Genomic DNA, 25,394 nt, shown 5'->3' with positions numbered 1-25,394 from the left:
GGATTGGAATAATGCGCAGCTAGACTTAGGCTTTGACAGCCGCATGACATCCCCGTCCAGCGGCAGGCCATCTTCGGGCAAGCGTCGTGCCTGAAGCTGGCCCCGGCCTTGCGCCTGCCACCCTTTCCGTGTCTCGCGTTTTCTGGTTCAACGCTGGCTTGCTTCCGTTCCAGCCGGCTTCCCGCACCATGTCGATCGTCTTCTCTGCCCTGGTCGCGGTGTTCGTCGGCTTCGCCGCCTCCGTAGCCGTCATCCTGCAGGCCGCGCAGGCGCTGGGCGCCACGCACGGCCAGACCATTTCCTGGATCGCCGCGCTCTGCCTCGCGACCGGCGCCTCCAGCCTCTTCCTGTCCTGGCGCTACCGCATGCCGATGATCTGCGCCTGGTCGACGCCGGGCGCAGCACTGATCGCGGCCGTGACCGGCTTCGACATGGCGTCTGCCGTGGGCGCCTTCCTGGTCGCCGCCGTGCTGATGATGCTGACCGCCGCCTTCCGCCCGCTCGGCAAGCTGATCGAACGCATCCCGATGCCGGTCGCGGCTGCCATGCTCGCTGGCGTCATCTTCCGCTTCGTCGTCGCGGTCTTCGACGAGATGCGGCTCTCGCCCGGCCTCGTCCTGCCGCTGCTCGCCGTCTTCCTCATGGCGCGGCTGATCAATCCTTTCCTTGGCGTCATCGCCGCGCTGGTCGCCGGCATCGCGATCAGCTTTCTTGGCGGCCTCAGCGCTTGGCCTGCCGGAGCAATGACGCTGAGCGGCCTCGAATTCGTCACGCCGCGCTTCGATATTCCCGCCATGCTCGGCATCGGCGTCCCGCTCTACCTCGTCACCATGGCCGCCCAGAACCTGCCGGGCTTCGCCGTGCTGCGCGCCGCCGGCTACAATCCGCCGACCGCGCCCTCGCTATTCGTGACGGGCCTGACCTCGCTCCTGACCGCCCCTTTCGGCGCCCACATGACCAACATGGCGGCGATATCGGCCTCGATCTGCACGGGCGGCGATACCCATCCCGACCCGGCCCAGCGCTGGAAGGCCGGCGTGCTCTATGGATTCGCCTATTTCGTCGTCGCCGCCTGCACCGGCCTGTTGATCGCCCTGCTGCTGGCCTTGCCCAAGGCTTTGATCGTCGCTGTGGCGGGCCTGGGCCTCGTCGGCTCGCTGACAGGCGCGCTCGGGCAGGCCATGGCCTCCGACAAGGAGCGCTTCGCCGCCGTCGTCACCTTCGCCGTCGCCGCCTCCAGCCTTTCGCTTTTCGGCATCGGCTCGGCCTTCTGGAGCCTCGTTGCCGGTCTTGCGGTCTTGACATTGGACTTCGCTGCGGGCCGTTTGCGCAGCAAATCATGACCACACAACCTTTCTCCACTCGCCTGATGCTCGTCACCCCTCCCGTCGCGGACGCGGAGGCCATGGCCTTTCGCCTGATGCAGGCCATGGCCGGCGGCGATGTCGCCGCCGTGCTGCTGCGCCTGACGCCCGGCGACGACCGCAGCCGGATCGAGCGCGTCAAGCGCCTCGCCGGCCCGGTCCAGGCCAATGGCGTCGCGCTCGTCGTCGAGGACAATGCGCTCGTCGCCGCGCGCGGCGGCGCCGACGGCGTCCATCTCACCGGCGGCCCGACCACGGTTGCCGAGGCCCGCTCCAGCCTCAAGAGCGAGCGAATCATCGGCATCGGCGGCCTGCGTGCCCGCCACGACGCCATGGATGCGGGCGAGGCCGGCGTCGACTACGTGATGTTCGGCGAGCCCCGCCCGGACGGCTCGCTGCCGCCGCTGGCGGCCGTGATCGAGCGCGCCGGCTGGTGGGCCGAGATCTTCGAGACGCCCTGTGTCGCCTACGCCCCCGATGCCGAATCCATCCCGGCCCTGGTCGAGACCGGCGCGGAATTCGTGGCGCTCGGCGCCTGGGCCTTCGAGGAAGGCCAGGATATCCGCGCCCTGGTTGAAGCCGCCAATGCCGCAACCGCAGCCTGCGCGGCGCGGAAGGCGGCCCGATGAAACGGCTGGCCGGGCTCGTCCTGCTCGCCGGCGCCCTGCTTGCGGCTCCGGTTGGGGCGGCGCCAGCGCCGGACATGGCCTATGGCGCCTATCAGGCCGGCCATTACCGCCGTGCCCTGACCGAGGCGATCAAGCGCATCGAGGCGGACAATAACGATGCCGCGGCGATGACGCTTCTCGGCGAGCTCTATCGCCAGGGCCTCGGGGTGCCGCCGGACCAGAAGATCGCGACGGAATGGTATGAGCGGGCCGAGGCGCGCGGCGACATCAACGCCGCCTTCGCGCTCGCGACCCAGCTTCTCGACGAGAAGAGCGGCAAGCGCGATACGGCACGCGCCGGGGGCTTGCTGGAGAAGGCCGCCGCCGCCGGCCACCCCGCCGCCAACTACAATCTCTCCCTCGCCCTGCTCGCGGCCAACAAGGAAGCCGAGGACAAGCGCGCTGTCGCCAGCCTCGAAATCGCGGCGAAGGCGCAGGTCGGCGATGCCATGTATGCGCTCGGCATCCTCGCCAAGCAGGGCCGCGGCATGCCGGCCAGCGAAGAGGTCGCAGCCCGCTGGATGAAGCAGGCCGCGACGGCCGGCAATGTCCCCGGCGAGGTCGAATACGCCATCATGCTGTTCAACGGCACCGGCGTGGAGAAGAACGAGACCGCTGCCGCGAACTTGTTCCGGCGCGCCGCCTGGCAGGGCAATCCGATCGCCCAGAACCGCCTGGCCAAGCTCTATCAGTTCGGGCTCGGCATCGCGCCCGACACGATCGAGGCCGCTGCATGGCATCTCTCCGCCCGCGCGCAGGGCCTCAAGGACGCCGCGCTCGACGACCTGTTCGAGCGCCTGAAGCCCGAACAGCAGGCCCGCGCCGCCCGCATGGCCGCCAGCCGGATCAGCAGCGCCGTCTTGACGGCGCCCTAAGACCCGCGCAAGTGACGGCTCGCTAAATTTTCGCCGGGCGCAAGGCTTGCGCCGCTGGCTCACCGCGCCTCTCCGGCGCGCAAGAGGTTTCCGATGATCCGCTCCCCCCTGATGACCGTGATGACCGACGCCGTGATGAAGGCGTCCCGTTCGCTGAAGCGCGATTTCGGCGAGGTCGAGAACCTGCAGGTGCTCGCCAAGGGCCCGGGCGACTTCGTCTCCAAGGCCGATCACAAGGCCGAGGAGATTCTGCGCGAGGCACTGGAGAAGGCCCGCCCCGGTTACGGCTTCGTCCTGGAGGAGAGCGGCGTCGTCCACGGCACCGACGAGAGCAACCGCTGGCATATCGACCCGCTCGACGGCACCCATAACTTCCTGCGCGGCATCCCGCACTGGAACATCTCGGTCGCGCTGGAGCGCGACAACCAGTTCATCGCCGGCGTGATCTACGACGCCGCCAAGGACGAGATGTTCATGGCCGAGAAGGGCAAGGGTGCCTTCGTCAACAACCGCCGCCTGCGCGTCTCCGGCCGCAACGAGCCCGCCGACATGCTGATCGGCACCGGCATCCCGCATATCGGCAAGGGCGGCCACGGCCAGTTCCTGCGCGAGCTCGCGGCCGTGATGCCGCGCTTCGCCAATGTCCGCCGCATGGGCTCGGCCGCGCTCGACATCGCCTATGTCGCCGCCGGTCGCATGGACGCCTATTGGGAACGCGGCCTCAACACCTGGGATTTCGCGGCCGGCGCCGTGCTGATCCGCGAGGCCGGCGGCACCTTCGGCACGCTCGACGGCAAGCCGGTGACCAGCGCCAAGGACATCATCTGCGGCAACGAGGCCGGCGAGCGCGCGCTCGCCCAGGCGCTCAAGACCGCTGCCGCGTGAAACCCAACAGCCAATAAACTGTTGCTCTTTCGTGCTTGATCCCGGCGGCGTGGGAGGCGACAGTCCTCCCCGCACTCCGAGGCGAACGGAAGACGACGCATGGCGATTGAGGATTTCGCGGCCGAGCCGGCAACGGCCGCAAGCGTGCGGACGCAGGTCCGTTTCTCCAGACCGCTCCGTTACGTCGTCCGCGCGGTCCTCTTCCTCGCCCTGATCGGCTTCCTCGGCTACATCCTGCAGCGCGGGCTGGTCGATGCCTTCATGACCAACCCGGGGCTGAACGGCCTCATCCTGGGCGCCCTGCTCGTCGGCTGCCTGATCGCGCTGCGCGAGCTCTGGCGCCTCCATAGCGAGGCGCGCGCCGCGACGAACCTCGCAGCCTCCCCCGCGTCCGCCGAAGTCCGCCGCGGTCAGGTCATCGCTCCGCTGGGCTCCGTCCTGCCGGCGCTGGAGCACGGCACGCTCGCCCCGGTCCAGGCGGCCTCGACGCTCGAATCGATCGCCGTCAGGCTCGACGACGGACGCGAGGTGCTGCGCTATCTCAGCGGCCTGCTCGTCTTCCTCGGCCTGCTCGGCACCTTCTGGGGCCTGCTCGATACCGTCGGCTCGGTCGGCGGCGTCATCAAGTCGCTGCGCACCGGCGCGGAAGCCGGTGTGCTCTTCGACGAGCTGAAGGCCGGCCTCTCCGCTCCGCTCGCCGGCATGGGCCTGTCCTTCTCGTCCTCGCTCTTCGGCATCGCCGGTTCGCTGATCCTCGGCTTCCTCGACCTTCAGGTCGGGCAGGCCCAGCGCCGCTTCCGCAACGAGGTCGAGAGCTGGCTCGGCAGCCGCACCGGCACGCCCGAGGCGCCGGCCACCCTGCTGGGCGCCGGCAACCCGCTGGCCGACCGCTTCGAGCAGCTCAGCGCCGCCATGGCCGACGGCGCCTCCAACAACCGCGCCGCGACCCAGGCCCTCTCCAACTTGGCCGAGGGCATCCAGGGGCTCGTCCAGCATATGCGTTCCGAGCAGCAGATGATCCGCGACTGGGTCGAGGCGCAAGCCGCCCGCGAGAAGGACCTGAAGCGCCTGATCGACCGCCTTACTGCCGACCAGGTCACCGAACCATGATGGCTTCGGACAGAGCAGGAACCTGACGGATGGCCCTCTCCCGCGCCCATCGCCGCGAGGAAACGAATTTCTGGCCCGGCTTCGTCGATGCGCTTTCGACGATGCTGATCGGCATCGTCTTCCTGCTCACCGTCTTCGTGCTCGGCCAGTTCTTCCTCTCGCAGGAGCTGACCGGCAAGGACACGGCGCTTGAACGCCTCAACAGGCAGATTTCGGAACTGACCGACCTGCTCGCCCTGGAGCGCTCCTCCAACCGGCAGGCGCAGGAAAGCCTCCAGCTCATGCAATCGACCCTGGCGCAGGCCCAGGGCGATCGCACCCGCCTGCAGGGCCTGATCGACACGCAAGCCGGCAGCAATGCCGGCGCCCAGCTCGCCGAATCCCAGAAGGCCCTCGACGCCGAGAAGCAGCTTTCCGCCCGCGCCCAGGCCACCGTCGATCTGGTCAACCAGCAGATTCAAGCCATGCGCCGCCAGCTCGCGGCGCTGGAGGAGGCGCTCGCCGCCTCCGAGGCCAAGGACAAGGATTCGCAGGCCCGCATCTCCGAGCTCGGCTCACGGCTCAACGTCGCGCTGGCCCAGCGTGTGCAGGAACTGGCGCGCTATCGCTCGGACTTCTTCGGCCGGCTGCGGCAGGTACTCGGCACGCGGCCCGATATCCGCGTCGTCGGCGACCGCTTCGTCTTCCAGTCCGAGGTCTTCTTCGATGCCGGCCAGGCCGTGCTGAAGCCCGAGGGCAAGGGCGAGCTCGACAAGCTCGCCACCATCCTGCTCGATCTCGGCAACGAGATGCCGCCCGACCTGCCCTGGATCCTGCGCGTCGACGGCCATACCGACAACCGCCCGATCAAGACCGCGCAGTTCCCCTCGAACTGGCATCTCTCCTCGGCCCGCGCCATCGCCGTCGTCGAATACCTGATCTCGCGCGGCCTGCCGACCGACCGCGTCGCCGCGACCGGCTTCGGCGAGTATCAGCCCCTCGACGTGGCCAATACAGACGAAGCCCACCGCCGCAACCGCCGCATCGAGTTCAAGATCACCGAGCGGTGAGGCCGCCGCTCAGGCCGCCTCCAGTCCGAACTGCAGCGCCGCCAGCCGCGCATAGAGCCCGCCGCGCGCCTTGAGCTCGGCATGGCTGCCCTCCTCGACGATGCGTCCGTCCTCCATGACGAGGATTCGGTCGGCCGAGAGGATGGTCGCCAGCCGATGCGCCACCACCAGCGTGGTCCGGCCCTGCATGAGGCGGTCGAGCGCGTCCTGCACCGCCCGCTCGCTCTCGGAATCGAGTGCCGAGGTGGCTTCGTCGAGCAGCAGGATCGGCGCGTCCTTCAGGATCGCCCGCGCGATAGCGAGGCGCTGCCGCTGCCCGCCCGACAGCGTCACGCCGCGCTCGCCCACCACCGTCTCGTAGCCCTCAGGCAAGGCACGGATGAACTCGTCCGCCGCCGCAAGTCTCGCTGCAGCCTCGACCTCCTCCTGCGAGGCCTCGGGGCGGCCATAGGCGATGTTATCGCGCACCGAGACCCCGAACACCGTTGGCTCCTGCGGCACCAGCGCGAAACGCTCGCGCCAGACCTCGGGATCGGCCTCGGGCCCCGCGACGCCATCGACGACGACGCGCCCGTCCTGCGGATCGTAGAAGCGCAGCGCCAGTTGCAGCACCGTGCTCTTGCCGGCTCCTGAAGGCCCGACCAGCGCGATCCGCTCGCCTGGCCGGACCGAGAAGCTGAGATCCGACAGAGCCGGCCCGACGCGGCCGGGATAGCTGAACGAGACGTTCTCGAAGGCGAGTTCGCCGAACGAGGGCGCCGGCATCGGCTTGGGATGCGGCGGCGCGGCGATGGCCGGCTTCAAGGCCAGGATCTCGCCGAGCCGGCTGGAGGCACCGGCAGCGGCGCTGATATCGCCATAGACCTCGGAGAGCTGGCCGAGCGAGCTGGCCGCCAGCACGGCATAGAGGATGAACTGCGACAGCCGCCCGCCGCTCATCCGCCCGTCGAACACCTCGGTGGCGCCGACCCAGAGCACGCAGACGACGCTGGCGCTGACCAGGAAGATCGCGACGCCCGAGAGCAGCGCGCGTGAGGCCGTCGCCTCCCGCGAGGCGCCGTAAGCGTCATCGGAGGCCGCCTCGAATCGCGCCGAGGTCTGGCGCGCGGCGCCGAAGGATTGCATCGTGCGGATGGCACTAACCGCCTCGGCCGCAAAGGCGGAGGCATCCGCCAGCCGGTCCTGCGCCGCCCGCGAACGCCGCCTGACCGAACGTCCGGACAGGACCAGCGGAATCACGATCAGCGGAATCACGCCGATCACGATCGCGGAAAGCCGCGGGCTCGTCGCCACCATCATCGCGAGCGCCCCCAGCGCCATGATGGCGTTGCGCAGCGCGATCGAGGCGGTCGAGGCGAAGGTCGACTTGATCTGCGTGGTGTCGGCGGTGAGCCGCGAGACGAGGTCGCCCGCGCGGCTCGAATCGAAGAAGGCCGGCTCCAGCCGGGTCAGGTGGCGGAAGACGTCGGCGCGCAGCGACGCGACAATGCGCTCGCCCACCGTCATCACCAGATAGAACCGCGCCGAGCTTGCCAGCGCCAGCACTCCGACCACGCCGATCAGCAGGATGAAATAGCTGTCGGCGAGCTGTCGCTCGCCGCCGGCAAAACCGACATCGATGACGCGCCGGACCGCCAGCGGCAGCGCCAGCGTCGCCAGCGACGCGATGATGAGGGCGACCAGCGCCAGCGCGATCCGGCGCTTCTGCGCCCGCGCATAGGGCCAGAAGGTCGCGAGCGAGCGGAAATCGGGCCGGGCCTTCTTGTCGTTCTTGTCAGCTTCGGCCACGCACTGGCCCTCCCGCATCTCGCGCACGCGCCGCGCGCGTTCTTTCGACCAATCTCAATCTTGCCTCCGTGAAGCCGATCATGGCCGGATTGGCAAACGACGCAACGCCGCAGGGGAGCCCCCGAAAGCGCGTTGTGCTTGCGCTGAGGCGCCGGCTGCGATATGTGCACGCGACTTCACGACAGGCTCATCCGAATTCTTTCGACGGGCCGGGCAGGCTCGCCTGCTTGTCGATGCGCCCGTTTTTGTAGCTCCGAGGACTTCGTCATGGCCAAGGCCGGCATCCACCCCGATTATCACACCATCAAGGTCGTCATGACCGATGGCACCGAATATGCCACCCGCTCGACCTACGGCAAGGAAGGCGACACGCTGAACCTTGACATCGACCCCAAGACCCATCCGGCCTGGACCGGAGGCACCCAGCACATGCTGGATCGCGGCGGCCGCGTCTCGCGCTTCAACTCGCGCTTCAGCGGCATCGGCGCCATCGGCAAGAAGTGATGCTGCGGCGCTCCGGCGCCGCCGTCATTGATCTCGAACAAAAAACCCGGCCTCGCGGCCGGGTTTTTTGTTCGAGCATGATCGGGTCGCGGCGCCCATAAGACGCCGCGCATCTGAAAGGGTCAGCGGCCGAAGCCCAGCCGCGCTTCCAGGCTGGCGAGCTGGTTCAAGACGGGATTCGCGTTGGCGCGGACAGGGGCCACGCCCGACATCTGGCCCTCGAGATGACGGATGCGCTCCTGCAAACGGAAAGAATGCGCCATCAGGTCGCGCAGCCGCTCCGGCAGTTGAGCCACGATATGCTCGGCCGGGGGCGGCATCGGATCGCCCATCTTGACCTTGTTATGCTCGGTGCGGGCCTGCTCGGCGGTAAGCTCGCCTTCAGCCACGGCCCGCTGCACCAGGAGCCATGAGGCGATCTGCATCAGCCGCGTCGTCAAGCGCATGCTTTCGGTGGCATAGGTCAGCGAGGCCTCGCGCGGCAGCGCGGCGGCGTCCTTGCGCCCGTCCCCGTCGAGATAGCTCGCCGTCTGCTCGACCAGCCCCATCCCCTCGCGAAACAGCAGCATGAAGGCATCGGAGCGCACGAAACCCCGAGCAAAGGAAATCGCGCCCTCTTCCGTCTGCGGATCGAGCAACTGGGCGTCGTTCATTGGTGTCTCCCATCGGCACAAACCCGTGCGCCTCTGGAACGCGTCACGGATATGGCTGCCGATGTCGCAAGGATAGCGCCGATCACGGTTTCCGGCGTCGGTAAGGTGCCGTTAACCTTAACGAGGCTAAACCGCTGTGGCGACAACAAGGCAGGCGGCTCCACAGGAGCTTATCGACCAGCCGACGCAAGGGAACGCGCGGGCAAAAAAAGAGCCGCCAAAGGCGGCTCGAAGGTCAACAGGGAGGCGTCAAACAGAGTGGGCAGGAGCCACTCGACATCCAGACAAACTGGATGATGCGATTCATACTTTGGAATCATTAACGCCCGGTAAACGGGCGTTTCTTTTTGACGCTTTTTCAGGCGGGCTTGCGGAAGAACGCGTCCGCCGCAGAGCGCGAGGCATCCTTGCGCGCCCGGGTCTCGATCAGCCTCTCGATCTCGGTCTTGAGCGCGGTGATGCGCTCGTCGATCTCGGCCAGGGACAGCATCGACAGGTCCTGCCCGATCTCATGCACGCTCTTCGGCTTGGGACGGTCGTCCTCCGGGAATATCGACATGGCGGCCTCGCATCTGCTCAAACTGCGCGCGGCACGCTACCCAAGTTTCGACCGCAGTCACGCTGCGACGCACCAAACGAGGACGAGACGCATGACGACCCTTCCCGAGACGATGACGGCGATCGGCATGGCGGCGCCCGGCGGCCCCGAGGTCCTGCGGCCGGAAACGCGCCCGGTGCCGAAGCCCGGCCCCGGCCAGATTCTCGTCGCCATCGCCGCCGCCGGCGTCAACCGCCCGGACGTCCTGCAGCGTCAGGGCGGCTACAATCCCCCGTCCGGCGCCTCCGACATCCCCGGCCTCGAATTCGCCGGCACGGTCGTCGCGCAAGGTGAAGGCGCCAATCGTTTTCCTGTCGGCGCGAGCGTCAGCGCCCTCGTCGCCGGCGGCGGCTATGCCGAATATGCCGTGGTCGACGAGAGCAACGCCCTGCCCGCCCCCAAGGGCCTGACGCTGACCGAGGCCGGCGCGATCCCTGAGACCTTCTTCACCGTCTGGACCAATGTCTTCCAGCGCGGCCGCCTGCAGGCCGGCGAGAACTTCCTCGTCCATGGCGGCTCGTCGGGAATCGGCACCACGGCGATCCAACTGGCCAAGGCCTTCGGCGCGACCGTCATCGCCACGGCCGGCTCCAACGACAAATGCGCCGCCTGCCTGGAGCTCGGCGCCGACCACGCCATCAACTACCGCACCGAGGATTTCGTCGCGGCGGGCAAGGCCATGACCGGCGGACGCGGCACCGACCTGATCCTCGACATGGTTGGCGGCGACTATATCGACCGCAACTACGAGCTCGCCGCCGATCAGGGCCGCATCGTCCAGATCGCCTTCCTCAACGGGCCGAAGGCCACCGTCAATTTCAGCCGCCTGATGCTGAAGCGCCTGACCCATACCGGTTCGACACTCCGCCCCCGCACCGTGCCCGAGAAGGCCGCCATCGCCGCCGAGCTGCACGCGAAGGTTTGGCCGCTGCTGGAGGCCGGCCGTTGCAAGCCGCTGATCCACGCGACCTTCCCGCTGGCGCAGGCGGCCGACGCCCATCGCCTGATGGAGTCGAGCGCCCATATCGGCAAGATCGTACTGACGGTGTGACCTTCTGCAATCACACGCTTTTCATGGACACTGGCCCCGCCCTCGCCTATAAGGCGCGCCATCCTGCTCATCGTCGATGATTTGGATGGCCGGCCGGGGAGGCCGGTCTGCGCATGAGAGCTATTGTCCGCGACCCTGCCTTTTGGAGCCCCTGCGAGCGGCGGCGCGAAGGCGAAGAGGAGACCGTCCCGTGTCACAAACCCCGCTGATGCCCAAGGCCACCGCGGTCTGGCTGGTCGAGAACACCTCGCTGACCTTCGAGCAGATCGCCGAGTTCTGCAAGCTGCACCCGCTCGAGGTGCGCGGCATCGCGGACGGCGAAGTCGCCGCCGGCATCAAGGGCCTCGACCCGATCACCTCCGGCCAGCTCACCCGCGAGGAGCTGGAGCGCGCCGCCAAGAACCCGAACCATCACCTCAAGCTCGCCGAGCGCAAGGTGAAGGTGCCGGAGATCAAGCGCACCAAGGGCCCGCGCTACACCCCGGTCTCGAAGCGCCAGGACCGTCCGAACGCCATCCTCTGGCTGCTGCGCAACCATCCCGAGCTCAAGGACGCGCAGATCATCCGCCTGATCGGCACGACCAAGTCGACCATCGCGCAGATCCGCGACCGGACGCACTGGAACGCCCAGCAGCTCACCCCGATCGACCCGGTCAGCCTTGGCCTGTGCTCGCAGATCGACCTCGATTTCGAAGTCGGCCGCGCCGCCAAGGACCGTCCGGCCGCGCTGGCCGAAGCCGGCTCGACCCTGCTCACGGTGGAAGAGGCGATCGCTCCGGAGCCCGCACGCAGCGAGAGCCAGCCCTTCGCCGACATGAGCCGGCCGAAGCGCGAGGAAGAGGCCGCGATCGACGTCGATTCCGTCTTCGCCAAGCTGAAGCAGCTCAAGCGCCCGGCCGAAGACGAGGACGACGAGGGCTGAGCTTAGGCTCCGGCTCAGCCGTCATGGTCGGGCTTGTCCCGACCATCCACGTCTTCGCTGCTCGAAGGTCGTGTTCAAGACATGGATGCTCGCCACAAGGGCGAGCATGACGCGGTAGCGCGACCGCTTCTACCCGATCCCCCTGCCCTTCAGCGCCGTGCCGATCTCGCCGAGCACCGCGACATCCTCGATCGTCGCGGGCACGGCGTAATCCTCGCCGTCGGCGATCTTCTTCATCGTCGCCCTGAGGATCTTGCCGGAGCGTGTCTTCGGCAGGCGATTGACCGTCAGCGCCAGCTTGAAGGCCGCGACCGGCCCGATGCGCTCGCGCACCAGCGCGACCAGCTCCTTCTCGACCTGCTCGGGCGTCACGGTCGCGCCGGCCTTCAGCACGACGAAGCCGCAGGGCTGCTCGCCCTTGAGCGCGTCGCGGATGCCGACGACCGCGCATTCCGCCACGGCCGGATGCGCCGCCAGCACCTCCTCCATGCCGCCGGTCGAGAGCCGGTGGCCGGCGACATTGATGATGTCGTCGGTGCGGCCCATGATGAATACATAGCCGTCCGCATCGATGAAGCCGGCATCCGAGGTGTTGTAATAGCCCGGGTAGGTCGCGAGATACGCCTCCTTGAAGCGCGCATCGTCGTTCCACAGCGTCGGCAGCGCGCCCGGCGGCAAGGGCAGTTTCAGCACGATCGCGCCCATCTTGCCGGCCTCGACCGGCCGCCCGCCCTCGTCGAGGCATTGCACGTCCCAGCCCGGCAGCGGCACCGTCGGGGAGCCGTGCTTCACCGGAAGCAGGCCGAGCCCCATGGGGTCGCCGACGATCGGCGAACCGCTCTCGGTCTGCCACCAATGGTCGATCACCGGGACCTTGAGCATCTCTTCGGCCCATTTCAGCGTCTCGGGGTCGGCCCGCTCGCCGGCCAGGAACAGCGCCCTGAAGCGCGAGAGGTCGTGTCCGGCGAGATATTTGCCCTCGGGGTCCTCCTTGCGGATGGCGCGGAAGGCGGTCGGCGCCGTGAACAGCACCTTGACGCCATGTTCGGCGATCACCCGCCAGAACGCCCCGGGATCGGGCGTGCCGACCGGCTTGCCCTCGTAGAGCACGCTGGTCGCGCCCTGGATCAACGGCGCGTAGACGATATAGCCGTGGCCGACGACCCAGCCGACATCGGAGGCGCAGAACATCACCTCGCCCGGCCCGACATCGAAGAGCTGATCCATCGTCGCCTTGAGCACGACCATATGCCCGCCATTGTCGCGGACCACGCCCTTGGGCCGGCCGGTCGTGCCGGATGTGTAGAGGATGTAGAGCGGGTCCGTCGCCGCGACCTCGACACAATCCGCCTTGCGCCCCGCGGCCTTCGCAGCCGCCACCAGCGTGCGCCAGTTCCTGTCGCGGGTCACATGCATCGAGGCATCGACCTGGGGCCGCTGCAGCACCACGCAGGCCTGCGGCTTGTGCCTGGCCATCTCGATCGCGCCGTCGAGCAGCGGCTTGTATTCGACCACGCGCGTCGGCTCGATGCCGCAGGTCGCGGTCAGGATGACCCTGGGCTCGGCATCGTCGATCCGCGTCGCCAGTTCCTTGGCCGCGAAGCCGCCGAACACCACCGAATGCACGGCGCCGATCCGGGCGCAGGCGAGCATGGCGAAGGCCGCCTCCGGCACCATCGGCATGTAGATCAGGACGCGGTCGCCCTTGCCGACGCCGAGATCCTGCAGGACGGCGGCGAGCGTCGCCACCTCCTCCAGCATCTGCGCATAGGTATAGCTCGCCTTGGTCCCGGTGACCGGGCTGTCATGGATCAGCGCGACCTGCTCGCCGCGCCCATCGCGCACATGCCGGTCGAGCGCGTTGAAGCAGGTGTTGCAGGTCGCATCCGGGAACCAGCGGCCATAGATGCCGGCCGCCGGATCGAAGGCCTTCTCGGGCGGCTTGATCCAGTCGATGCCCTTGGCCATGTCGAGCCAATAGGCGTCCGGATCGGCCTGCCAGCGTGCATAGGTTTCGCGATAGCCTTCGGAGCGGGCGGGCGCCGCATGGGAGCCATTCATCGGAAGCGTTCCTCTGCGCCGGGTTTCAGCCTAAAGCCCCGTGAGCGAGCCGGCGATGGCGGGGCTGGTTTTGCGCAAACCCTGCGCTCTTCCCCGCGCCCAGCGCAAGCGCGCCGCCTTAAGACTTTCGCCGATCCCGACCTGCATTTCCCGGCCCTGCGACGCAGTACCACATGCCCTTCGACCCGCTCTTCTTCGCCGCGATGGTGCCGGCCGTCGTCCTGACCGGCCTGGCCAAGGGCGGCTTCTCCGGCATCGGCCTGCTCTCCCTGCCCTTGATGGCGCTGGTCGTCTCGCCGGTGACGGCAGCCGCGATCATGCTGCCGCTCCTGATCGCGCAGGACGTCGTCTCGGTCTGGTCCTATCGGCGTGATTTCGACCGCCGCAATCTCGCGACGCTGGCGCCCGGCGCCCTCATCGGCATCCTCGTCGGCTATCTCTTGGCCGCGAAGGTCTCGGATGCGGCGGTCGTGCTCGCCGTCGGCCTGATCTCGGTCGGCTTCGCTTTGCGCCGCATGCTGAGCGACGGCAGGAAGCCCACTGTCGCGACGCAGGCGAACTGGAGCGCCGGCAGCCTCTGGGGCTTCTTCTGCGGCTTCACCAGCATGGTCGCCCATGCCGGCGGCCCACCCTTCCAGATCTATGTCATGCCGCAGAAGCTGAAGCCCGCCGTCTTCGTCGGCACCGGCGCGGTCTTCTTCGCCGCGATGAACCTCGTGAAGCTCATCCCCTATCTCGCGCTCGGCCAGCTCAACGGCCAGAACCTGCTGGCCTCCGCCGCGCTGCTGCCCTTCGCGGTCGCCGCGACCTTCGCCGGGGTCTGGCTGGTCCGTCGTGTCCCGCCCGAGCGCTTCTACGGGATCATCTACTGGCTGCTGCTGTTGGTCGGCGCCAAGCTCGTCTATGACGGCCTGCGCGGCCTGCATCTTCTCGGCTGAGCCGCATCCGCGCGATTGCGCCGCATCGGAAAAAGGGATGGATTACCTGGGAGCGCGCCAGCCGCTAAGGCTTTCGGCGCTTGCGAGGAAGGCTCCCGATGACCCGTTCGGCCTATGACACCGATCTCGACCGCAACCCGGCGAACTACCAGCCGCTGACGCCGCTCGCCTTCCTGGAGCGCGCGGCCTCGGTCTTCCCCGGCCGCACCGCGATCATCCACGGCCCGCTGCGCCGCTCCTATGCGGAATTCTACGCCCGCTCGCGCCGCCTCGCCTCGGCTCTGGCGAAGCACGGCATCGGCAAGAACGATACGGTGGCGGCGATGCTGCCGAACACGCCGGCCATGCTGGAATGCCATTACGGGGTGCCGATGGCCGGCGCCGTCCTCAACACGCTGAACACCCGGCTCGACGCCGCGATCATCGCCTTCTCGCTCGACCATGGCGGCGCCAAGGTGCTGATCACCGACCGCGAGTTCTCCGGGACGATCAAGGCGGCCCTCGCGCTCTGCAAGGCCAAGCCGATCGTCATCGACTATGACGACCCCGTCTATGACGGCCCCGGCGAGCGGCTGGGAGAGGTCGAATACGAGGAGCTCATTGCTTCAGGAGACCCGGAATTCGACTGGCTGATGCCAGCGGACGAATGGGACGCCATCGCGCTGAACTACACCTCCGGCACCACCGGCGATCCCAAGGGCGTGGTCTATCACCATCGCGGCGCCAACCTGCTGGCGACGTCGAACGTCATCACCGGCAATATGGGCCGGCACCCCGTCTATCTCTGGACGCTGCCGATGTTCCACTGCAACGGCTGGTGCTTCCCCTGGACGATCTCGATCGTCGCCGGCACCCATGTCTGCCTGCGCCAGGTCCGCGCCAAGGCGATGTACGATGCGCTCGCCGACCATGGCGTCACCCATCTCTGCGGCGCGCCGATCGTGATGTCGACGCTCCTCAACGCGACGCCCGAAGAGCGCCGCGACTTCCCGCAGACAGTCTCCTTCTTCACCGCCGCCGCCCCGCCGCCCGAGGCCGTGCTCGCCGGCATGAAGCAGGCCGGTTTCGAGGTGACACATCTCTACGGGCTGACCGAGTGCTACGGCCCCTCCGTCGTCAACGACTGGAATGACGACTGGAACGCCCTCTCGCCGGCCGAGCAGGCCGCCAAGAAGGCCCGCCAGGGCGTGCGCTATCCCGCGCTCGAAGGGCTCGACGTGCTCGATCCCGAGACGATGCAGCCCGTTCCGCGCGACGGCCAGACGCTGGGCGAGGTGATGATGCGCGGCAATGTCGTGATGAAGGGCTATCTCGGCAACCGGAAATCGACCGAGGCCGCCTTCGCTGGGGGCTGGTTCCACACCGGCGATCTCGGCGTGCGCTACCCGGACGGTTATATCCAGCTCAAGGACCGCTCGAAGGACATCATCATCTCCGGCGGCGAGAACATTTCGTCCATCGAGGTCGAGGACGCGCTCTACAAGCATCCGGCCGTGCAGGCCGCCGCCGTCGTCGCACGCCCCGACGAGAAATGGGGCGAGACGCCTTGCGCCTTCATCGAATTGAAGCCGGGCAAGACCGCGACCGAGGCCGAGATCATCGCCTGGTGCCGCGAGCATCTCGCCTCGTTCAAATGCCCGCGCACGATCGTCTTCGCCGAGGTGCCGAAGACCTCGACCGGCAAGATCCAGAAATTCCGCCTGCGGGAGATGGCGCGGGCGCTCTGAGCACCGACTTCAGCCGCAATTAGCCGCCATTCCGAGCGAAGCCCGGGATAGCGCTATCGTCTGCGGTATCAGACCCCCGCGCGATCCAGCCGCCCATCCGGCGTATAGCGATCGACCGCCTCCGGCAGCACCTGCGACAGCCGCCCCAGCAATTCGTCGCGCGACAGGCCGGTGCGGCGCGCGATCGCGTCGATCACCTGCGGGCCGAGCGCCTGTTCGAGATCGCTGGGCGCGACCTCCTGGTTCGGTCCGTTCTGCACCCAGGAATCGACCTTCTCGCCCTGCCCGGCCTGCCTGAACCGGTCGGCCAGCTCGCCGAGCCCGCCATTCAGCATGCCGCCGATGCCGCCGGCACCCAGCAATCCCCCAAGGCCACCGAGAAGTCCGCCGCCATCGCCCTGCGGCGCGGCGCCAGCCTGTCCGGGCTGCGGCGCCGGAACCTGTCCCGGCTCGGGTTGGCCGCGCCCGCCCAGCCATTCCGCGATCTTGTCGCGATTCTGGTAGCCGGCGACGGCGAGGAGCCCGAGAAGGGCGGTCAGGGACGGGAAACCGCTGCTGCTGTTGTCGTCACTCACGGCGCTCACTCCGTTTGGGAAAAGGAAGGTCGAACTCAGACAGCGCGGTTGCGGCCGCTGATCGCGCCCCAGACCACCAGCACGATTATGGCCCCGACGACCGCGCCGATCAGCCCGGCGCCCTGCCCCGGCGCATACCAGCCGAGCGACTGGCCGAGATAGGTCGCGACGAAGGCACCGATGATGCCGAGGATCGTCGTCAGCACGAAGCCGGCGGGCTCGTTCGAACCGGGCATGATGAACTTGGCGATGACCCCGGCGACGAAACCGATGATGATGGTCCAGACGATGCCCATGGCTGCCTCCCCTCGCGATGCGCGCCCGGCTTCAACGGGTCATCGCCAAAGAAGTTCCCGCCGATTTGTGTCATTCCGTTGACGGCGCCCGCCCCGGCCTGCCGCCAACGAAAAACCGGCCCTTTCGGGCCGGTTCATCCGCATCTTCATCGCATTCAACGGGCCATTCGGCCCGCCGGCTCAATGCAAGGTTCGCTCCGGCATGGTCATCCGTACGCGTTCGATCTCATCCTTCAGTTGCAACTTCTTCCGCTTCAGCTCTGCGAGGCTGAGGTCACTGGAGGACGGGCTCGCCACAGCCTGGGCGATAGCGTCCTCGAGTTGACGGTGCTTGCGCTCGAGTTCCGCAAGACGGGTCTGCAACGACATCTGGATCCTCCTGATGAGCGGTTGACGTCCCAATCTGGCATAGAGCCGGCTTCACGTCTTCCCTGCGCCGTCACACGGCATTCATGAGATTCTGTGATCGTGACCGGTCCGTTTCCGGAAAGCCGTGAATAGATGGCTTCCCTATGCCTTCAGCTGCCCCACCCGCACTTGCGGGACGCAGGGCGGCACGCGCATAGTCGCCCCCGATCAAGGCGATGATGAGATGCCCATGGGATTCGAGCTCAGCCCGGAAGAGGTCGAGACCTTCACCTCCGAACTCGCGCGGCTGCGCGAGGAGCATCGCGATCTCGACAGCGCCATCGATGCGCTGGAGCGCGTGGGCTCGATCAATCAGGTCCAGGTCCAGCGCCTGAAGAAGCGCAAGCTCTACCTCAAGGACCGCATCTCCCAGATCGAGGACGCGCTGACGCCCGACATCATCGCCTGACGCGGCGTTTTCCAGCTGCCTCAAGCCGATTCGCCCTTGCTTACCCGGCGTCTACCGGTCTAGATCGCGCGCTTCCGGAGCCGAGCCCGAGCGCATTCCATGGCAGCCAGCAGCACCCCCGTCGCCATCATCATGGGCAGCCAGTCCGACTGGGCGACGATGCGTCATGCGGCCGAGGCGCTCGACGCCCTCGCGATCCCCTATGATGCGCGCATCGTTTCGGCCCACCGCACGCCGGACCGGCTGTTCGACTTCGCCAAGGGCGCCAAGGCCGAGGGCTTCAAGGTGGTCATCGCCGGCGCCGGCGGCGCGGCGCACCTGCCCGGCATGACGGCCTCGCTGACTCCGCTGCCGGTCTTCGGCGTCCCCGTCGAATCCAAGGCCCTTTCGGGTCAGGACAGCCTGCTCTCGATCGTGCAGATGCCGGCGGGCATCCCGGTCGGTACGCTGGCCATCGGCCGCGCCGGCGCCGTCAACGCCGCCCTCCTCGCCGCCGCGGTGCTTGCCCTCTCGGACAGCGCCCTCGCCGAGCGACTCGACGCCTATCGCGCCCGCCAGAGCGCCGGTATCGCCGAGCGCCCCAACAGGGACGAGGCATGAGCGCGCCTGTTCCCACCGGCCTCGCCCCCGGCGCCATGCTCGGCATCCTCGGCGGCGGCCAGCTCGCCCGGATGATGGCGCTCGCAGCCGCCGATCTCGGCATTCGCTGCCATATCTTCGCGCCCGAGACCGACAGCCCGGCCTTCGACGTTTCGGCACGTCACACCGTCGCGGAATACGAGGACGAGGAGGCGCTCGCCCGCTTTGCCGATGCTGTCGACGTCGTGACCTACGAGTTCGAGAACGTCCCGGCTGCGACCGCTTCCTTCCTCGCTGCGCGCGTGCCGCTCCATCCCGGCGCCCGCGCCCTGGCGGTGACCCAGGACCGGCTCAGCGAGAAGCGCTTCGTCTCCGAACTCGGCCTCGCCGTCGCGCCGTTCCGCGCAGTCGACACGCTGGCCGATCTCGAAACGGCCGCCGCCGAGCTCGGCCGCCCCTCGGTTCTGAAGACCCGCCGTTTCGGCTACGACGGCAAGGGCCAGGTCAAGATCGCGCCGGGCAGCGACCTCGCCGAGGCGCATGAGGCGATCGGGCGCTTTCCGGCGATCCTCGAAGGCTTCGTCTCCTTCGTGCGCGAGGTCTCGGTCGTCGCCGCGCGCGGGCTCGACGGCTCCTTCGCCGCGTTCGACGTCTGCGAGAACGAACATCGCGACCATATCCTCGCCTATACCCGCATCCCCGCGAATCTCTCGGAGGGCGCATCGCTGCAGGCGATCGAGGCCGCCCGTCGCATCGGCGAGGCGCTCGGCTATGTCGGCGTCTTCACGGTGGAGCTGTTCGTGCTGGAGGCCGAGGGCGACCTCGTCGAACGCGTCGTCGTCAACGAGATCGCCCCGCGCGTCCATAATTCCGGACACTGGACCAGCGAGGGTGCCGACACCTCGCAGTTCCACCAGCATGTCCGTGCCGTCTGCGGCTTCCCGCTCGGCTCCACCGCCCGGCGTGGACGCGTCGAGATGGAGAACCTGATCGGCGCGAGCGCGCTGCGCTGGCGCGAATTGCTGGCCGAGCCGGGCGCGCATCTGCATCTCTACGGCAAGCGCGACGCCCGCCCGGGCCGCAAGATGGGCCACGTCACCCGGGTCACGGACGAGCGCATTTGAGCGTCCAGCCCGTATCCATGTCCGAACTGCATGCGGCCCCGCATTTTCAAGGGATCGCGGCGTGGACAGGCGAAATGAATTCTGCTATCCGCACCCATCTTCGCGCGGTGGGCTATGCCTTACCGCCGGCCCCATTTCTGGATCAACCCGCTAAGGACGGACGTTTCACGTGCAGGTTCTCGTTCGCGACAACAATGTCGATCAGGCGCTCCGCGCCCTCAAGAAGAAGATGCAGCGTGAGGGCATCTTCCGTGAGATGAAGCTTCGTGGCCATTACGAGAAGCCCTCCGAGAAGAAGGCGCGCGAGTCGGCCGAGGCCGTGCGCCGCGCCCGCAAGCTCCAGCGCAAGAAGCTCCAGCGCGAAGGCCTCCTGCCCGCGCCGGTGAAGCCCAAGCGCCCCTGAGACCTTTCGGGCGGCCCCAACGGGCCGCCAGGACAGGGCCGATAGCGTTTCGCGCCTGGAGTCCGCTCCGGGCGCGTTGTCTTTTCAGCGACGTTAACCAAGTTTTGGCGGGTTTCGGGCGTTTTCTCCGGCACGGCGCTGTCGGTTGGGAGCGCGATCACGCCGCGACGGCCGCAAGGCCGGGCAGTTCCGGAAATCGGGGCATCGCGGCAGGCGAAGCACGAAACCGATGAGGCAGAGCATGATCCGAGGCAGTAACTGGTTCGCCGCAGCCGGCATGGCGCTGGCGCTCGCAGGGTGCGACACGGTCTCCAATCTCGGCTCCCAGCCCGCCGTCGCCGAGCTCGATACCCGCGACAGCGCCGATGCCAGCGTCAATATCGGCTCGCTCAGCGAGGTCATCTCGCGCAATCCGAACGACCCCGGCGCCTACAACACGCGCGGCGCGGCCTATGCCCGCGTCGGCCGCTTCTCGGATGCGATCTCGGATTTCACCAAGGCGATCCAGATCGACCCGAACCTCGCCTCCGCCTACACGAATCGCGGCCTGGCGCTGCGCCAGAGCGGGCGGGCCGATTCGGCATTGGCGGATTTCAACCGCGCCACCACGGCCAACCCGAACTATGCGCCGGCCTATATCGCGCGCGCCAACCTGCTGCGTCAGCAGGGCAATAGCCAGCAGGCGCTGGGCGACCTCAATACCGCGATCCGGCTCAACCCCGAATCGGCGGAAGCCTTCCATGCCCGCGGCCTCGTCTACCAGAAGGAAGGCCAGCACCAGCATGCCGTCACCGATTTCGACTCGGTGATCGACCGCAATCCCTACACCGCCCCGCCCTATATCGCGCGCGGGCAGAGCCTGAACGTCCTCGGCAAATACGATGCCGCGCAGGAGGACTTCACCGCAGCCCTCAATGTCGACAACCGCAATGCCGATGCCTGGGCGGGTCGTGGCTTCGCCTTCGAGAAGCTCGGCAAGAAGGCCGAGGCCTCCGAGGCCTACCAGCGCGCGCTGGCGATCGACGGCAACAATGCCCAGGCACGCGCCGGTTCCTCGCGGCTCGGCGGCGGTGGCGTCGGCGGCTTCTTCCGCAGCTGACAAAGATCGGGCGCGGCGTCAGGGATCCGCGCCTGCCACCTCTCCGATCGCGCGGCTCTCCGCTCCGGCGAGGCTACCCGACGCGGCCTGTGCCAGAAAACGCCGGATCTCCCCGAGCGACCCGTATCGCGGCAGGTCCGAATGCCGTCCCGCCGGAAAGCGCAGGAAGCGCTTGGGCGCGTTCGCGAGTTCATAGAGCTGCTGCCCCTCGGCAAAGGGAATGACCTGGTCGCGCTCGCCATGCAGCACCAGCAGCGGCGCCTTGACCCGGCCGATGACCGCGTCCGAGCGGAACTGGTCCTTCATCAGCAGACTGAGCGGCAGGTAGGGATAGGTCCCTTGCGCCACCGACAGCGTCGACCGGTAAGGCGCCTCCAGCACCACCGCCTGCAACGGGACTTCGGCCGCCAGCTTCAGGACGACGCCGGTGCCCAGCGACTCGCCGTAGCCGATCAGGTTGCCGACCCCGAAGCGCGCGGCCGCAACCTCATAGGCCGCACGCGCATCCTGCAACAGCCCCTCCTCGCTCGGCGTCCCCGAGGAGCCGCCATAGCCGCGATAACTGACGGCGAAGAGCCCCGTGCCGTCCTCCGTGAGCCCGCGAAAGCGCTCGATCCGCCCGGCCCGCCCGAGATTGCCGGAATTGCCGTGAAAATAGAGCAGGACTGGCTTGCCCGCGCGCGGCGGCACCACCCAAGCGACGAGCCGCTCGCCGTCGGCGGTGGCAACGCTCACCTCCTCGGCAGCCGGCAGCCCAGCCAAGGCTATCTCGGCCTTCGCCGGGTCGCGCGGGAACACGAGCTCGCGCTGGCGCATGTAGAGCGTGCCGAGCACCGCCAGATAGGCCGTGAGGCCCAGCAGCAGCACCGGTTTCAGCAAACGCATGATCATCGTGCGGCACGGGTTCCGAAAACGAAAGGGCCGGCGATCAAGCCGGCCCTTTGCAGCAATCCGATGACGGGGCGGTGCCCGCTCAGTGGGCCATCGCCTTGACGATCTCGTCGGTGACCTTCTTGGCGTCACCGAAGAGCATCATCGTGTTGGGACGGAAGAACAGCTCGTTCTCGACGCCGGCATAGCCCGCCGCCATGCCGCGCTTGATGAAGAGCACGGTCTTGGCCTTCTCGACGTCGAGGATCGGCATGCCGTAGATCGGCGAGGACTTGTCGGTCTTGGCGGCCGGGTTGGTGACGTCGTTGGCGCCGATGACGAAGGCGACGTCGGCCTGGCCGAATTCCGAGTTGATGTCCTCAAGCTCGAAGACCTCGTCATAGGGCACGTTGGCTTCGGCCAGCAGCACGTTCATATGGCCCGGCATGCGGCCTGCGACCGGATGGATGGCGTACTTGACCTCGACGCCTTCCTTCTTGAGCAGGTCCGCCATCTCGCGCAGCGTGTGCTGCGCCTGCGCCACCGCCATGCCGTAACCCGGCACGATGATGACCTTGCCGGCGTTCTTCATGATGTAGGCTGCATCGTCCGACGAGCCCTGCTTGACCGGGCGCGCCTCGACCGCGCCGCCCGCGCCGGCTGCGGCGTCATCGCCGCCGAAGCCGCCGAGGATGACGGAGATGAAGCTCCGGTTCATCGCCTTGCACATGATGTAGGACAGGATCGCGCCCGACGAGCCGACCAGCGCGCCGGTGATGATCAGCGCCATGTTGCCGAGCGTGAAGCCGATGCCGGCGGCAGCCCAGCCGGAATAGGAGTTCAGCATCGAGACGACGACCGGCATGTCGGCACCGCCGATGGGGATGATCAGCAGCACGCCGAGCACCAGCGAAACCGCGACGATCAGCCAGAAGACGGTGTGGCTCTCGCTCTTGATGAAGATCGCGAGCAGCACGACGAGCGCGATGCCGAGCCCGATATTGATGCCGTGGCGCTGCGGCAGCATGATCGGCTTGCCGCTCATGCGCCCGTCGAGCTTGAGGAAGGCGATGATCGAGCCGGTGAAGGTGATCGCGCCGATGGCGACGCCGAGCGCCATCTCGAACAGGCTCGCGCCCTTGATCGAGCCGACGCGGCCGATATTGAAGGCCTCCGGCGCATAAAGCGCGGCAGCCGCCACCAGCACGGCGGCGAGGCCGACCAGCGAGTGGAAGAAGGCGACGAGCTGCGGCATCTGCGTCATCTGCACGCGCTTGGCCATCACGGCGCCGATGCCGCCGCCGATCGCGATGCCGAGAAGCACGAGCAGCCAGCCGGAGAATCCGGACGGCGGAAAGAACACCACGGTCGTGACGATGGCGATCGCCATGCCGATCATGCCGTAGCGGTTGCCCTGTCGCGAGGTCGTCGGATGCGACAGGCCGCGCAGGGCCATGATGAAGAGGACGCCGGAGACGACGTAGAGCAGGGCTGAGAGGTTCGCGGCCATGGCGATCAGCCCTTCTTCTTGTACATCGCGAGCATGCGCTCTGTGACGAGGAAGCCGCCGAAGATGTTCACCGAGGCGAGGATCAGCGCGAGGAAACCGAAGACCTTGGCCCAGATCGGCCCATCACCGAGCGCGGGTAGCGCCTCGACGCCGACCGCCAGCAGGGCGCCGACGACGATGACCGAGGAGATGGCGTTGGTGACCGACATCAGCGGCGTGTGCAGCGCCGGCGTCACCGACCAGACGACGTAGTAGCCGACGAAGACGGCGAGCACGAAGATCGCGAGGCGGAAGACCGTCGGGTCGACGCCGCCGGTCGCGATGCTGGCCGCGGCCGCGGCCTGGTCGGCATATCGCTCGGCCAGCTCGGCTGCCTGTTTGGCGAGCGCAGCCGCATTGCGGGCCTGTTCGAGAGCCTGTTCGGTGGAGGGAGTTGCCATGGTCGGAATTCCTTACGCTCAGGCCTTCGGCGCGAAATTCGGGTGGATGACGGCGCCGTCCTTCGTCAGGGCGGTCGCCTTGACCAGCTCGTCGTCCCAGTTCACCGCGAGCTTTTTCTCGGCCTTGTCGATCAGCGTCTCGACAAAGGCGAGGAGGTTCTTGGCGTAGAGTGCCGACGAGGTCGCAGGCAGGCGCCCCGGCACATTGAGATGGCCGACAATCTTGACGCCGTTATCCGTCGTCACGACCTCGCCCGCCTTGGCCAGCTCGCAATTGCCGCCGCGCTCGACCGCGAGGTCGACGATCACGGAACCGGGCTTCATGCTCGCGACCATCGCCGCCGAGATCAGCTTGGGCGCCGGGCGGCCCGGGATCAGCGCGGTGGTGATGACGATGTCCTGCTTGGCGATGTGGCTGGCCGTCAGCTCGGCCTGCTTCGCCTGGTATTCCTTGGACATCTCCTTGGCGTAGCCGCCGGCGGTCTGCGCCTGCTTGAACTCCTCGTCCTCGACAGCGAGGAACTTGGCGCCAAGCGATTCGACCTGCTCCTTGGTGGCGGGGCGCACGTCGGTCGCGGTCACGATGGCGCCGAGGCGGCGCGCGGTGGCGATCGCCTGCAGGCCGGCGACGCCGACGCCCATGATGAAGATCTTCGCGGCCGGCACCGTGCCCGCCGCCGTCATCATCATCGGCAGCGCCCGGCCGTATTCGGCGGCGCCGTCGATCATGGCGCGATAGCCGGCGAGATTGGCCTGCGAGGACAGCACGTCCATCACCTGAGCACGGGTGATGCGCGGCATGAACTCCATGGCGAAGGCAGCGACATTGGCTTTGGCCAGCGCCTGGACCTGAGCCTCGTTGCCGTAAGGGTCCATCGTCGCGATGACGAGCGCGCCGGCCGGCAGGCCGGCGATCTCACCCTCGGACGGACGGCGCACCTTCAGCACGATCGCCGCGCCGGCGAGCGCGTCCGCCGCCGTTTTCGCGACCGTTGCCCCTGCCGCCTCATATTCCGCATCGAGGATGCCGGAGGCTTTGCCCGCCCCCGTCTCGACCACGACCTCGGCACCGAGGCCCTTGAACTTGCGGACGGTCTCCGGCGTCGCTGCGACGCGGGTTTCCGCCCCTTGCGTTTCGGCTGGGACAGCAATGCGCATGGCGGGGGCAGGCCTTTCCGGCGTTATGGGGAGAGTGTCAGAGCAGGAGCAGCGCGAGCAGCATCAAGACGAGCGCGACGAGCGGCGCACGCCAGCCGATCGAGGGAGCGGCGATACCGACGCCTGTCCCGAGGACGGTGAGCAGCGTGCCGATCAGCGCCGTGCCCCAAGCATGCTTCGTGCCACCGACGGCGAGCGCCGCGACGATGGCAAGGCAGGCGACCGTTCCGACCTCGGCGAAATGAATGAACCCGGTATAGGTCCGCTCATGCTCGGGGTAGTCCATCGCGGGAGCGTCGGCGTGATGGGCGTGGTCGGCCATGGTCTCGA

At 67.8% G+C, this 25,394-nt stretch carries 28 protein-coding genes; 16 read left to right on the top strand and 12 right to left on the bottom strand.

Translation table 11 applies throughout. The features are described 5' to 3' along the window. The first annotated feature begins 188 nt into the window (after positions 1-188). The 6 genes from NUV79_RS00640 (at position 189) to NUV79_RS00615 (ending at position 5,951) form a co-directional block, all read left to right on the top strand. A complete protein-coding gene (locus NUV79_RS00640; RefSeq protein WP_257731154.1) occupies positions 189-1,343 on the top strand; it encodes a benzoate/H(+) symporter BenE family transporter in 1,155 nt (384 codons plus the stop codon). Beyond that, a complete protein-coding gene (locus tag NUV79_RS00635; protein WP_257731153.1) occupies positions 1,340-1,993 on the top strand; it encodes a thiamine phosphate synthase in 654 nt (217 codons plus the stop codon). The genes NUV79_RS00640 and NUV79_RS00635 overlap by 4 nt, the downstream gene beginning before the upstream one ends. Then, positions 1,990-2,907, top strand: coding sequence for a tetratricopeptide repeat protein (locus NUV79_RS00630; protein WP_257731152.1), 918 nt, complete (start codon positions 1,990-1,992; stop codon positions 2,905-2,907). Before NUV79_RS00635 ends, NUV79_RS00630 begins: the two co-directional genes overlap by 4 nt. A 93-nt stretch (positions 2,908-3,000) precedes the next feature. Continuing rightward, positions 3,001-3,792, top strand: a complete 792-nt coding sequence (locus tag NUV79_RS00625) for an inositol monophosphatase family protein (protein ID WP_257731151.1) — start codon at positions 3,001-3,003, stop codon at positions 3,790-3,792. Between the two features lie 99 nt (positions 3,793-3,891). Beyond that, on the top strand, positions 3,892-4,902 hold the full coding sequence (locus tag NUV79_RS00620; RefSeq protein WP_257731150.1) for a flagellar motor protein MotA: 1,011 nt from the start codon (positions 3,892-3,894) through the stop codon (positions 4,900-4,902). A gap of 29 nt (positions 4,903-4,931) precedes the next feature. Then, positions 4,932-5,951 (top strand): peptidoglycan -binding protein, encoded by a 1,020-nt coding sequence (locus NUV79_RS00615; RefSeq protein ID WP_257731149.1) that lies wholly within the window; start codon positions 4,932-4,934, stop codon positions 5,949-5,951. A 9-nt stretch (positions 5,952-5,960) separates the two neighbouring features. Here the strand turns inward: NUV79_RS00615 and NUV79_RS00610 are convergent, their stop codons facing one another. Beyond that, positions 5,961-7,757, bottom strand: a complete 1,797-nt coding sequence (locus NUV79_RS00610) for an ABC transporter transmembrane domain-containing protein (protein WP_257731148.1) — start codon at positions 7,755-7,757, stop codon at positions 5,961-5,963. A gap of 249 nt (positions 7,758-8,006) precedes the next feature. Between NUV79_RS00610 and rpmE the strand changes: the two genes are divergently transcribed. Then, positions 8,007-8,243, top strand: a complete 237-nt coding sequence (gene rpmE, locus NUV79_RS00605) for a 50S ribosomal protein L31 (RefSeq protein WP_199091846.1) — start codon at positions 8,007-8,009, stop codon at positions 8,241-8,243. 122 nt (positions 8,244-8,365) lie between these two features. On the opposite strand, the gene rcdA is transcribed toward rpmE, so the two are convergent. Together rcdA and NUV79_RS00595 are read right to left on the bottom strand one after the other, a co-directional pair. Further along, entirely contained in the window at positions 8,366-8,896 is a 531-nt protein-coding gene (gene rcdA, locus NUV79_RS00600) for a protease adaptor protein RcdA (RefSeq protein ID WP_257731147.1), read from the bottom strand. Between the two features lie 358 nt (positions 8,897-9,254). Next, complete coding sequence (locus NUV79_RS00595; RefSeq protein WP_257731146.1) at positions 9,255-9,455, bottom strand: DUF1192 domain-containing protein; 201 nt, start codon at positions 9,453-9,455, stop codon at positions 9,255-9,257. 91 nt (positions 9,456-9,546) lie between these two features. Between NUV79_RS00595 and NUV79_RS00590 the strand changes: the two genes are divergently transcribed. Next, positions 9,547-10,545 carry an NAD(P)H-quinone oxidoreductase gene (locus tag NUV79_RS00590; RefSeq protein WP_257731145.1) on the top strand — a complete coding sequence of 333 codons (999 nt, stop codon included), beginning with the start codon at positions 9,547-9,549 and terminating at the stop codon, positions 10,543-10,545. A gap of 190 nt (positions 10,546-10,735) precedes the next feature. Next, entirely contained in the window at positions 10,736-11,467 is a 732-nt protein-coding gene (locus NUV79_RS00585; RefSeq protein WP_257731144.1) for a DUF1013 domain-containing protein, read from the top strand. Positions 11,468-11,596: 129 nt separating this feature from the next. On the opposite strand, the gene NUV79_RS00580 is transcribed toward NUV79_RS00585, so the two are convergent. Beyond that, complete coding sequence (locus NUV79_RS00580) at positions 11,597-13,528, bottom strand: propionyl-CoA synthetase (RefSeq protein ID WP_257731143.1); 1,932 nt, start codon at positions 13,526-13,528, stop codon at positions 11,597-11,599. Positions 13,529-13,701: 173 nt separating this feature from the next. Between NUV79_RS00580 and NUV79_RS00575 the strand changes: the two genes are divergently transcribed. Together NUV79_RS00575 and NUV79_RS00570 are read left to right on the top strand one after the other, a co-directional pair. Next, positions 13,702-14,466: a sulfite exporter TauE/SafE family protein gene (locus tag NUV79_RS00575; RefSeq protein WP_257731142.1), complete on the top strand. Its 765-nt coding sequence runs from the start codon at positions 13,702-13,704 to the stop codon at positions 14,464-14,466. Between the two features lie 98 nt (positions 14,467-14,564). Further along, on the top strand, positions 14,565-16,193 hold the full coding sequence (locus NUV79_RS00570; protein ID WP_257731141.1) for an acyl-CoA synthetase: 1,629 nt from the start codon (positions 14,565-14,567) through the stop codon (positions 16,191-16,193). A gap of 68 nt (positions 16,194-16,261) precedes the next feature. Here NUV79_RS00570 and NUV79_RS00565 read toward each other — a convergent pair whose 3' ends face one another. The 3 genes from NUV79_RS00565 to NUV79_RS00555 form a co-directional block, all read right to left on the bottom strand. Beyond that, positions 16,262-16,768: a YidB family protein gene (locus NUV79_RS00565; protein WP_257731140.1), complete on the bottom strand. Its 507-nt coding sequence runs from the start codon at positions 16,766-16,768 to the stop codon at positions 16,262-16,264. Positions 16,769-16,803: 35 nt separating this feature from the next. Further along, positions 16,804-17,064 carry a GlsB/YeaQ/YmgE family stress response membrane protein gene (locus tag NUV79_RS00560; RefSeq protein WP_257731138.1) on the bottom strand — a complete coding sequence of 87 codons (261 nt, stop codon included), beginning with the start codon at positions 17,062-17,064 and terminating at the stop codon, positions 16,804-16,806. Between the two features lie 180 nt (positions 17,065-17,244). After that, the gene (locus NUV79_RS00555) at positions 17,245-17,433 is read right to left on the bottom strand and encodes a YdcH family protein (RefSeq protein ID WP_047580742.1); all 189 of its coding nucleotides are present in this window, start codon (positions 17,431-17,433) and stop codon (positions 17,245-17,247) included. Between the two features lie 229 nt (positions 17,434-17,662). On the opposite strand from NUV79_RS00555, the gene NUV79_RS00550 reads away from it, so the two are divergent. The 5 genes from NUV79_RS00550 to NUV79_RS00530 all read left to right on the top strand — a co-directional run bounded on the left by NUV79_RS00550 (position 17,663) and on the right by NUV79_RS00530 (position 21,086). Next, a complete protein-coding gene (locus NUV79_RS00550) occupies positions 17,663-17,881 on the top strand; it encodes a YdcH family protein (RefSeq protein WP_047580734.1) in 219 nt (72 codons plus the stop codon). A gap of 99 nt (positions 17,882-17,980) precedes the next feature. Further along, positions 17,981-18,481 carry a 5-(carboxyamino)imidazole ribonucleotide mutase gene (gene purE / locus NUV79_RS00545; RefSeq protein ID WP_257731137.1) on the top strand — a complete coding sequence of 167 codons (501 nt, stop codon included), beginning with the start codon at positions 17,981-17,983 and terminating at the stop codon, positions 18,479-18,481. Continuing rightward, positions 18,478-19,584 (top strand): 5-(carboxyamino)imidazole ribonucleotide synthase, encoded by a 1,107-nt coding sequence (locus NUV79_RS00540; protein ID WP_257731136.1) that lies wholly within the window; start codon positions 18,478-18,480, stop codon positions 19,582-19,584. Before purE ends, NUV79_RS00540 begins: the two co-directional genes overlap by 4 nt. A 169-nt stretch (positions 19,585-19,753) precedes the next feature. After that, entirely contained in the window at positions 19,754-19,987 is a 234-nt protein-coding gene (rpsU, locus tag NUV79_RS00535) for a 30S ribosomal protein S21 (RefSeq protein ID WP_076438761.1), read from the top strand. A gap of 241 nt (positions 19,988-20,228) precedes the next feature. Next, a complete protein-coding gene (locus NUV79_RS00530; protein WP_257731135.1) occupies positions 20,229-21,086 on the top strand; it encodes a tetratricopeptide repeat protein in 858 nt (285 codons plus the stop codon). 18 nt (positions 21,087-21,104) lie between these two features. On the opposite strand, the gene NUV79_RS00525 is transcribed toward NUV79_RS00530, so the two are convergent. The 5 genes from NUV79_RS00525 to NUV79_RS00505 form a co-directional block, all read right to left on the bottom strand. Further along, a complete protein-coding gene (locus NUV79_RS00525) occupies positions 21,105-21,977 on the bottom strand; it encodes an alpha/beta hydrolase (protein ID WP_257731134.1) in 873 nt (290 codons plus the stop codon). 82 nt (positions 21,978-22,059) lie between these two features. After that, positions 22,060-23,466, bottom strand: coding sequence for an NAD(P)(+) transhydrogenase (Re/Si-specific) subunit beta (locus tag NUV79_RS00520; RefSeq protein WP_257731133.1), 1,407 nt, complete (start codon positions 23,464-23,466; stop codon positions 22,060-22,062). 5 nt (positions 23,467-23,471) lie between these two features. Continuing rightward, the gene (locus NUV79_RS00515) at positions 23,472-23,906 is read right to left on the bottom strand and encodes an NAD(P) transhydrogenase subunit alpha part 2 (RefSeq protein ID WP_257731132.1); all 435 of its coding nucleotides are present in this window, start codon (positions 23,904-23,906) and stop codon (positions 23,472-23,474) included. A gap of 18 nt (positions 23,907-23,924) precedes the next feature. Beyond that, entirely contained in the window at positions 23,925-25,064 is a 1,140-nt protein-coding gene (locus NUV79_RS00510; protein WP_257731131.1) for a Re/Si-specific NAD(P)(+) transhydrogenase subunit alpha, read from the bottom strand. A 37-nt stretch (positions 25,065-25,101) separates the two neighbouring features. Continuing rightward, entirely contained in the window at positions 25,102-25,386 is a 285-nt protein-coding gene (locus NUV79_RS00505; protein ID WP_257731130.1) for an aa3-type cytochrome c oxidase subunit IV, read from the bottom strand. Positions 25,387-25,394: the final 8 nt, after the last annotated feature.

Origin of the sequence: Allobosea sp. 47.2.35 (assembly GCF_024655635.1) — a bacterium.
In the GTDB taxonomy this organism is placed as follows: domain Bacteria; phylum Pseudomonadota; class Alphaproteobacteria; order Rhizobiales; family Beijerinckiaceae; genus Allobosea.
The sequence above is the reverse complement of the archived record's forward strand: the minus strand, read 5'-3'. Positions and strand labels throughout refer to the sequence as shown.

Excerpts from the sequence above, each read along its gene's own strand:
- NUV79_RS00640 (WP_257731154.1), top strand. The coding sequence starts at position 189 with ATGTCGATCGTCTTCTCTGCCCTGGTCGCGGTGTTCGTCGGCTTCGCC.
- NUV79_RS00635 (WP_257731153.1), top strand. The coding sequence starts at position 1,340 with ATGACCACACAACCTTTCTCCACTCGCCTGATGCTCGTCACCCCTCCC.
- NUV79_RS00630 (WP_257731152.1), top strand. The coding sequence starts at position 1,990 with ATGAAACGGCTGGCCGGGCTCGTCCTGCTCGCCGGCGCCCTGCTTGCG.
- NUV79_RS00625 (WP_257731151.1), top strand. The coding sequence starts at position 3,001 with ATGATCCGCTCCCCCCTGATGACCGTGATGACCGACGCCGTGATGAAG.
- NUV79_RS00620 (WP_257731150.1), top strand. The coding sequence starts at position 3,892 with ATGGCGATTGAGGATTTCGCGGCCGAGCCGGCAACGGCCGCAAGCGTG.
- NUV79_RS00615 (WP_257731149.1), top strand. The coding sequence starts at position 4,932 with ATGGCCCTCTCCCGCGCCCATCGCCGCGAGGAAACGAATTTCTGGCCC.
- NUV79_RS00610 (WP_257731148.1), bottom strand. The coding sequence starts at position 7,757 with ATGCGGGAGGGCCAGTGCGTGGCCGAAGCTGACAAGAACGACAAGAAG.
- rpmE (WP_199091846.1), top strand. The coding sequence starts at position 8,007 with ATGGCCAAGGCCGGCATCCACCCCGATTATCACACCATCAAGGTCGTC.
- rcdA (WP_257731147.1), bottom strand. The coding sequence starts at position 8,896 with ATGAACGACGCCCAGTTGCTCGATCCGCAGACGGAAGAGGGCGCGATT.
- NUV79_RS00595 (WP_257731146.1), bottom strand. The coding sequence starts at position 9,455 with ATGTCGATATTCCCGGAGGACGACCGTCCCAAGCCGAAGAGCGTGCAT.
- NUV79_RS00590 (WP_257731145.1), top strand. The coding sequence starts at position 9,547 with ATGACGACCCTTCCCGAGACGATGACGGCGATCGGCATGGCGGCGCCC.
- NUV79_RS00580 (WP_257731143.1), bottom strand. The coding sequence starts at position 13,528 with ATGAATGGCTCCCATGCGGCGCCCGCCCGCTCCGAAGGCTATCGCGAA.
- NUV79_RS00575 (WP_257731142.1), top strand. The coding sequence starts at position 13,702 with ATGCCCTTCGACCCGCTCTTCTTCGCCGCGATGGTGCCGGCCGTCGTC.
- NUV79_RS00570 (WP_257731141.1), top strand. The coding sequence starts at position 14,565 with ATGACCCGTTCGGCCTATGACACCGATCTCGACCGCAACCCGGCGAAC.
- NUV79_RS00560 (WP_257731138.1), bottom strand. The coding sequence starts at position 17,064 with ATGGGCATCGTCTGGACCATCATCATCGGTTTCGTCGCCGGGGTCATC.
- NUV79_RS00555 (WP_047580742.1), bottom strand. The coding sequence starts at position 17,433 with ATGTCGTTGCAGACCCGTCTTGCGGAACTCGAGCGCAAGCACCGTCAA.
- NUV79_RS00550 (WP_047580734.1), top strand. The coding sequence starts at position 17,663 with ATGGGATTCGAGCTCAGCCCGGAAGAGGTCGAGACCTTCACCTCCGAA.
- purE (WP_257731137.1), top strand. The coding sequence starts at position 17,981 with ATGGCAGCCAGCAGCACCCCCGTCGCCATCATCATGGGCAGCCAGTCC.
- NUV79_RS00540 (WP_257731136.1), top strand. The coding sequence starts at position 18,478 with ATGAGCGCGCCTGTTCCCACCGGCCTCGCCCCCGGCGCCATGCTCGGC.
- NUV79_RS00530 (WP_257731135.1), top strand. The coding sequence starts at position 20,229 with ATGATCCGAGGCAGTAACTGGTTCGCCGCAGCCGGCATGGCGCTGGCG.
- NUV79_RS00525 (WP_257731134.1), bottom strand. The coding sequence starts at position 21,977 with ATGATCATGCGTTTGCTGAAACCGGTGCTGCTGCTGGGCCTCACGGCC.
- NUV79_RS00520 (WP_257731133.1), bottom strand. The coding sequence starts at position 23,466 with ATGGCCGCGAACCTCTCAGCCCTGCTCTACGTCGTCTCCGGCGTCCTC.
- NUV79_RS00515 (WP_257731132.1), bottom strand. The coding sequence starts at position 23,906 with ATGGCAACTCCCTCCACCGAACAGGCTCTCGAACAGGCCCGCAATGCG.
- NUV79_RS00510 (WP_257731131.1), bottom strand. The coding sequence starts at position 25,064 with ATGCGCATTGCTGTCCCAGCCGAAACGCAAGGGGCGGAAACCCGCGTC.
- NUV79_RS00505 (WP_257731130.1), bottom strand. The coding sequence starts at position 25,386 with ATGGCCGACCACGCCCATCACGCCGACGCTCCCGCGATGGACTACCCC.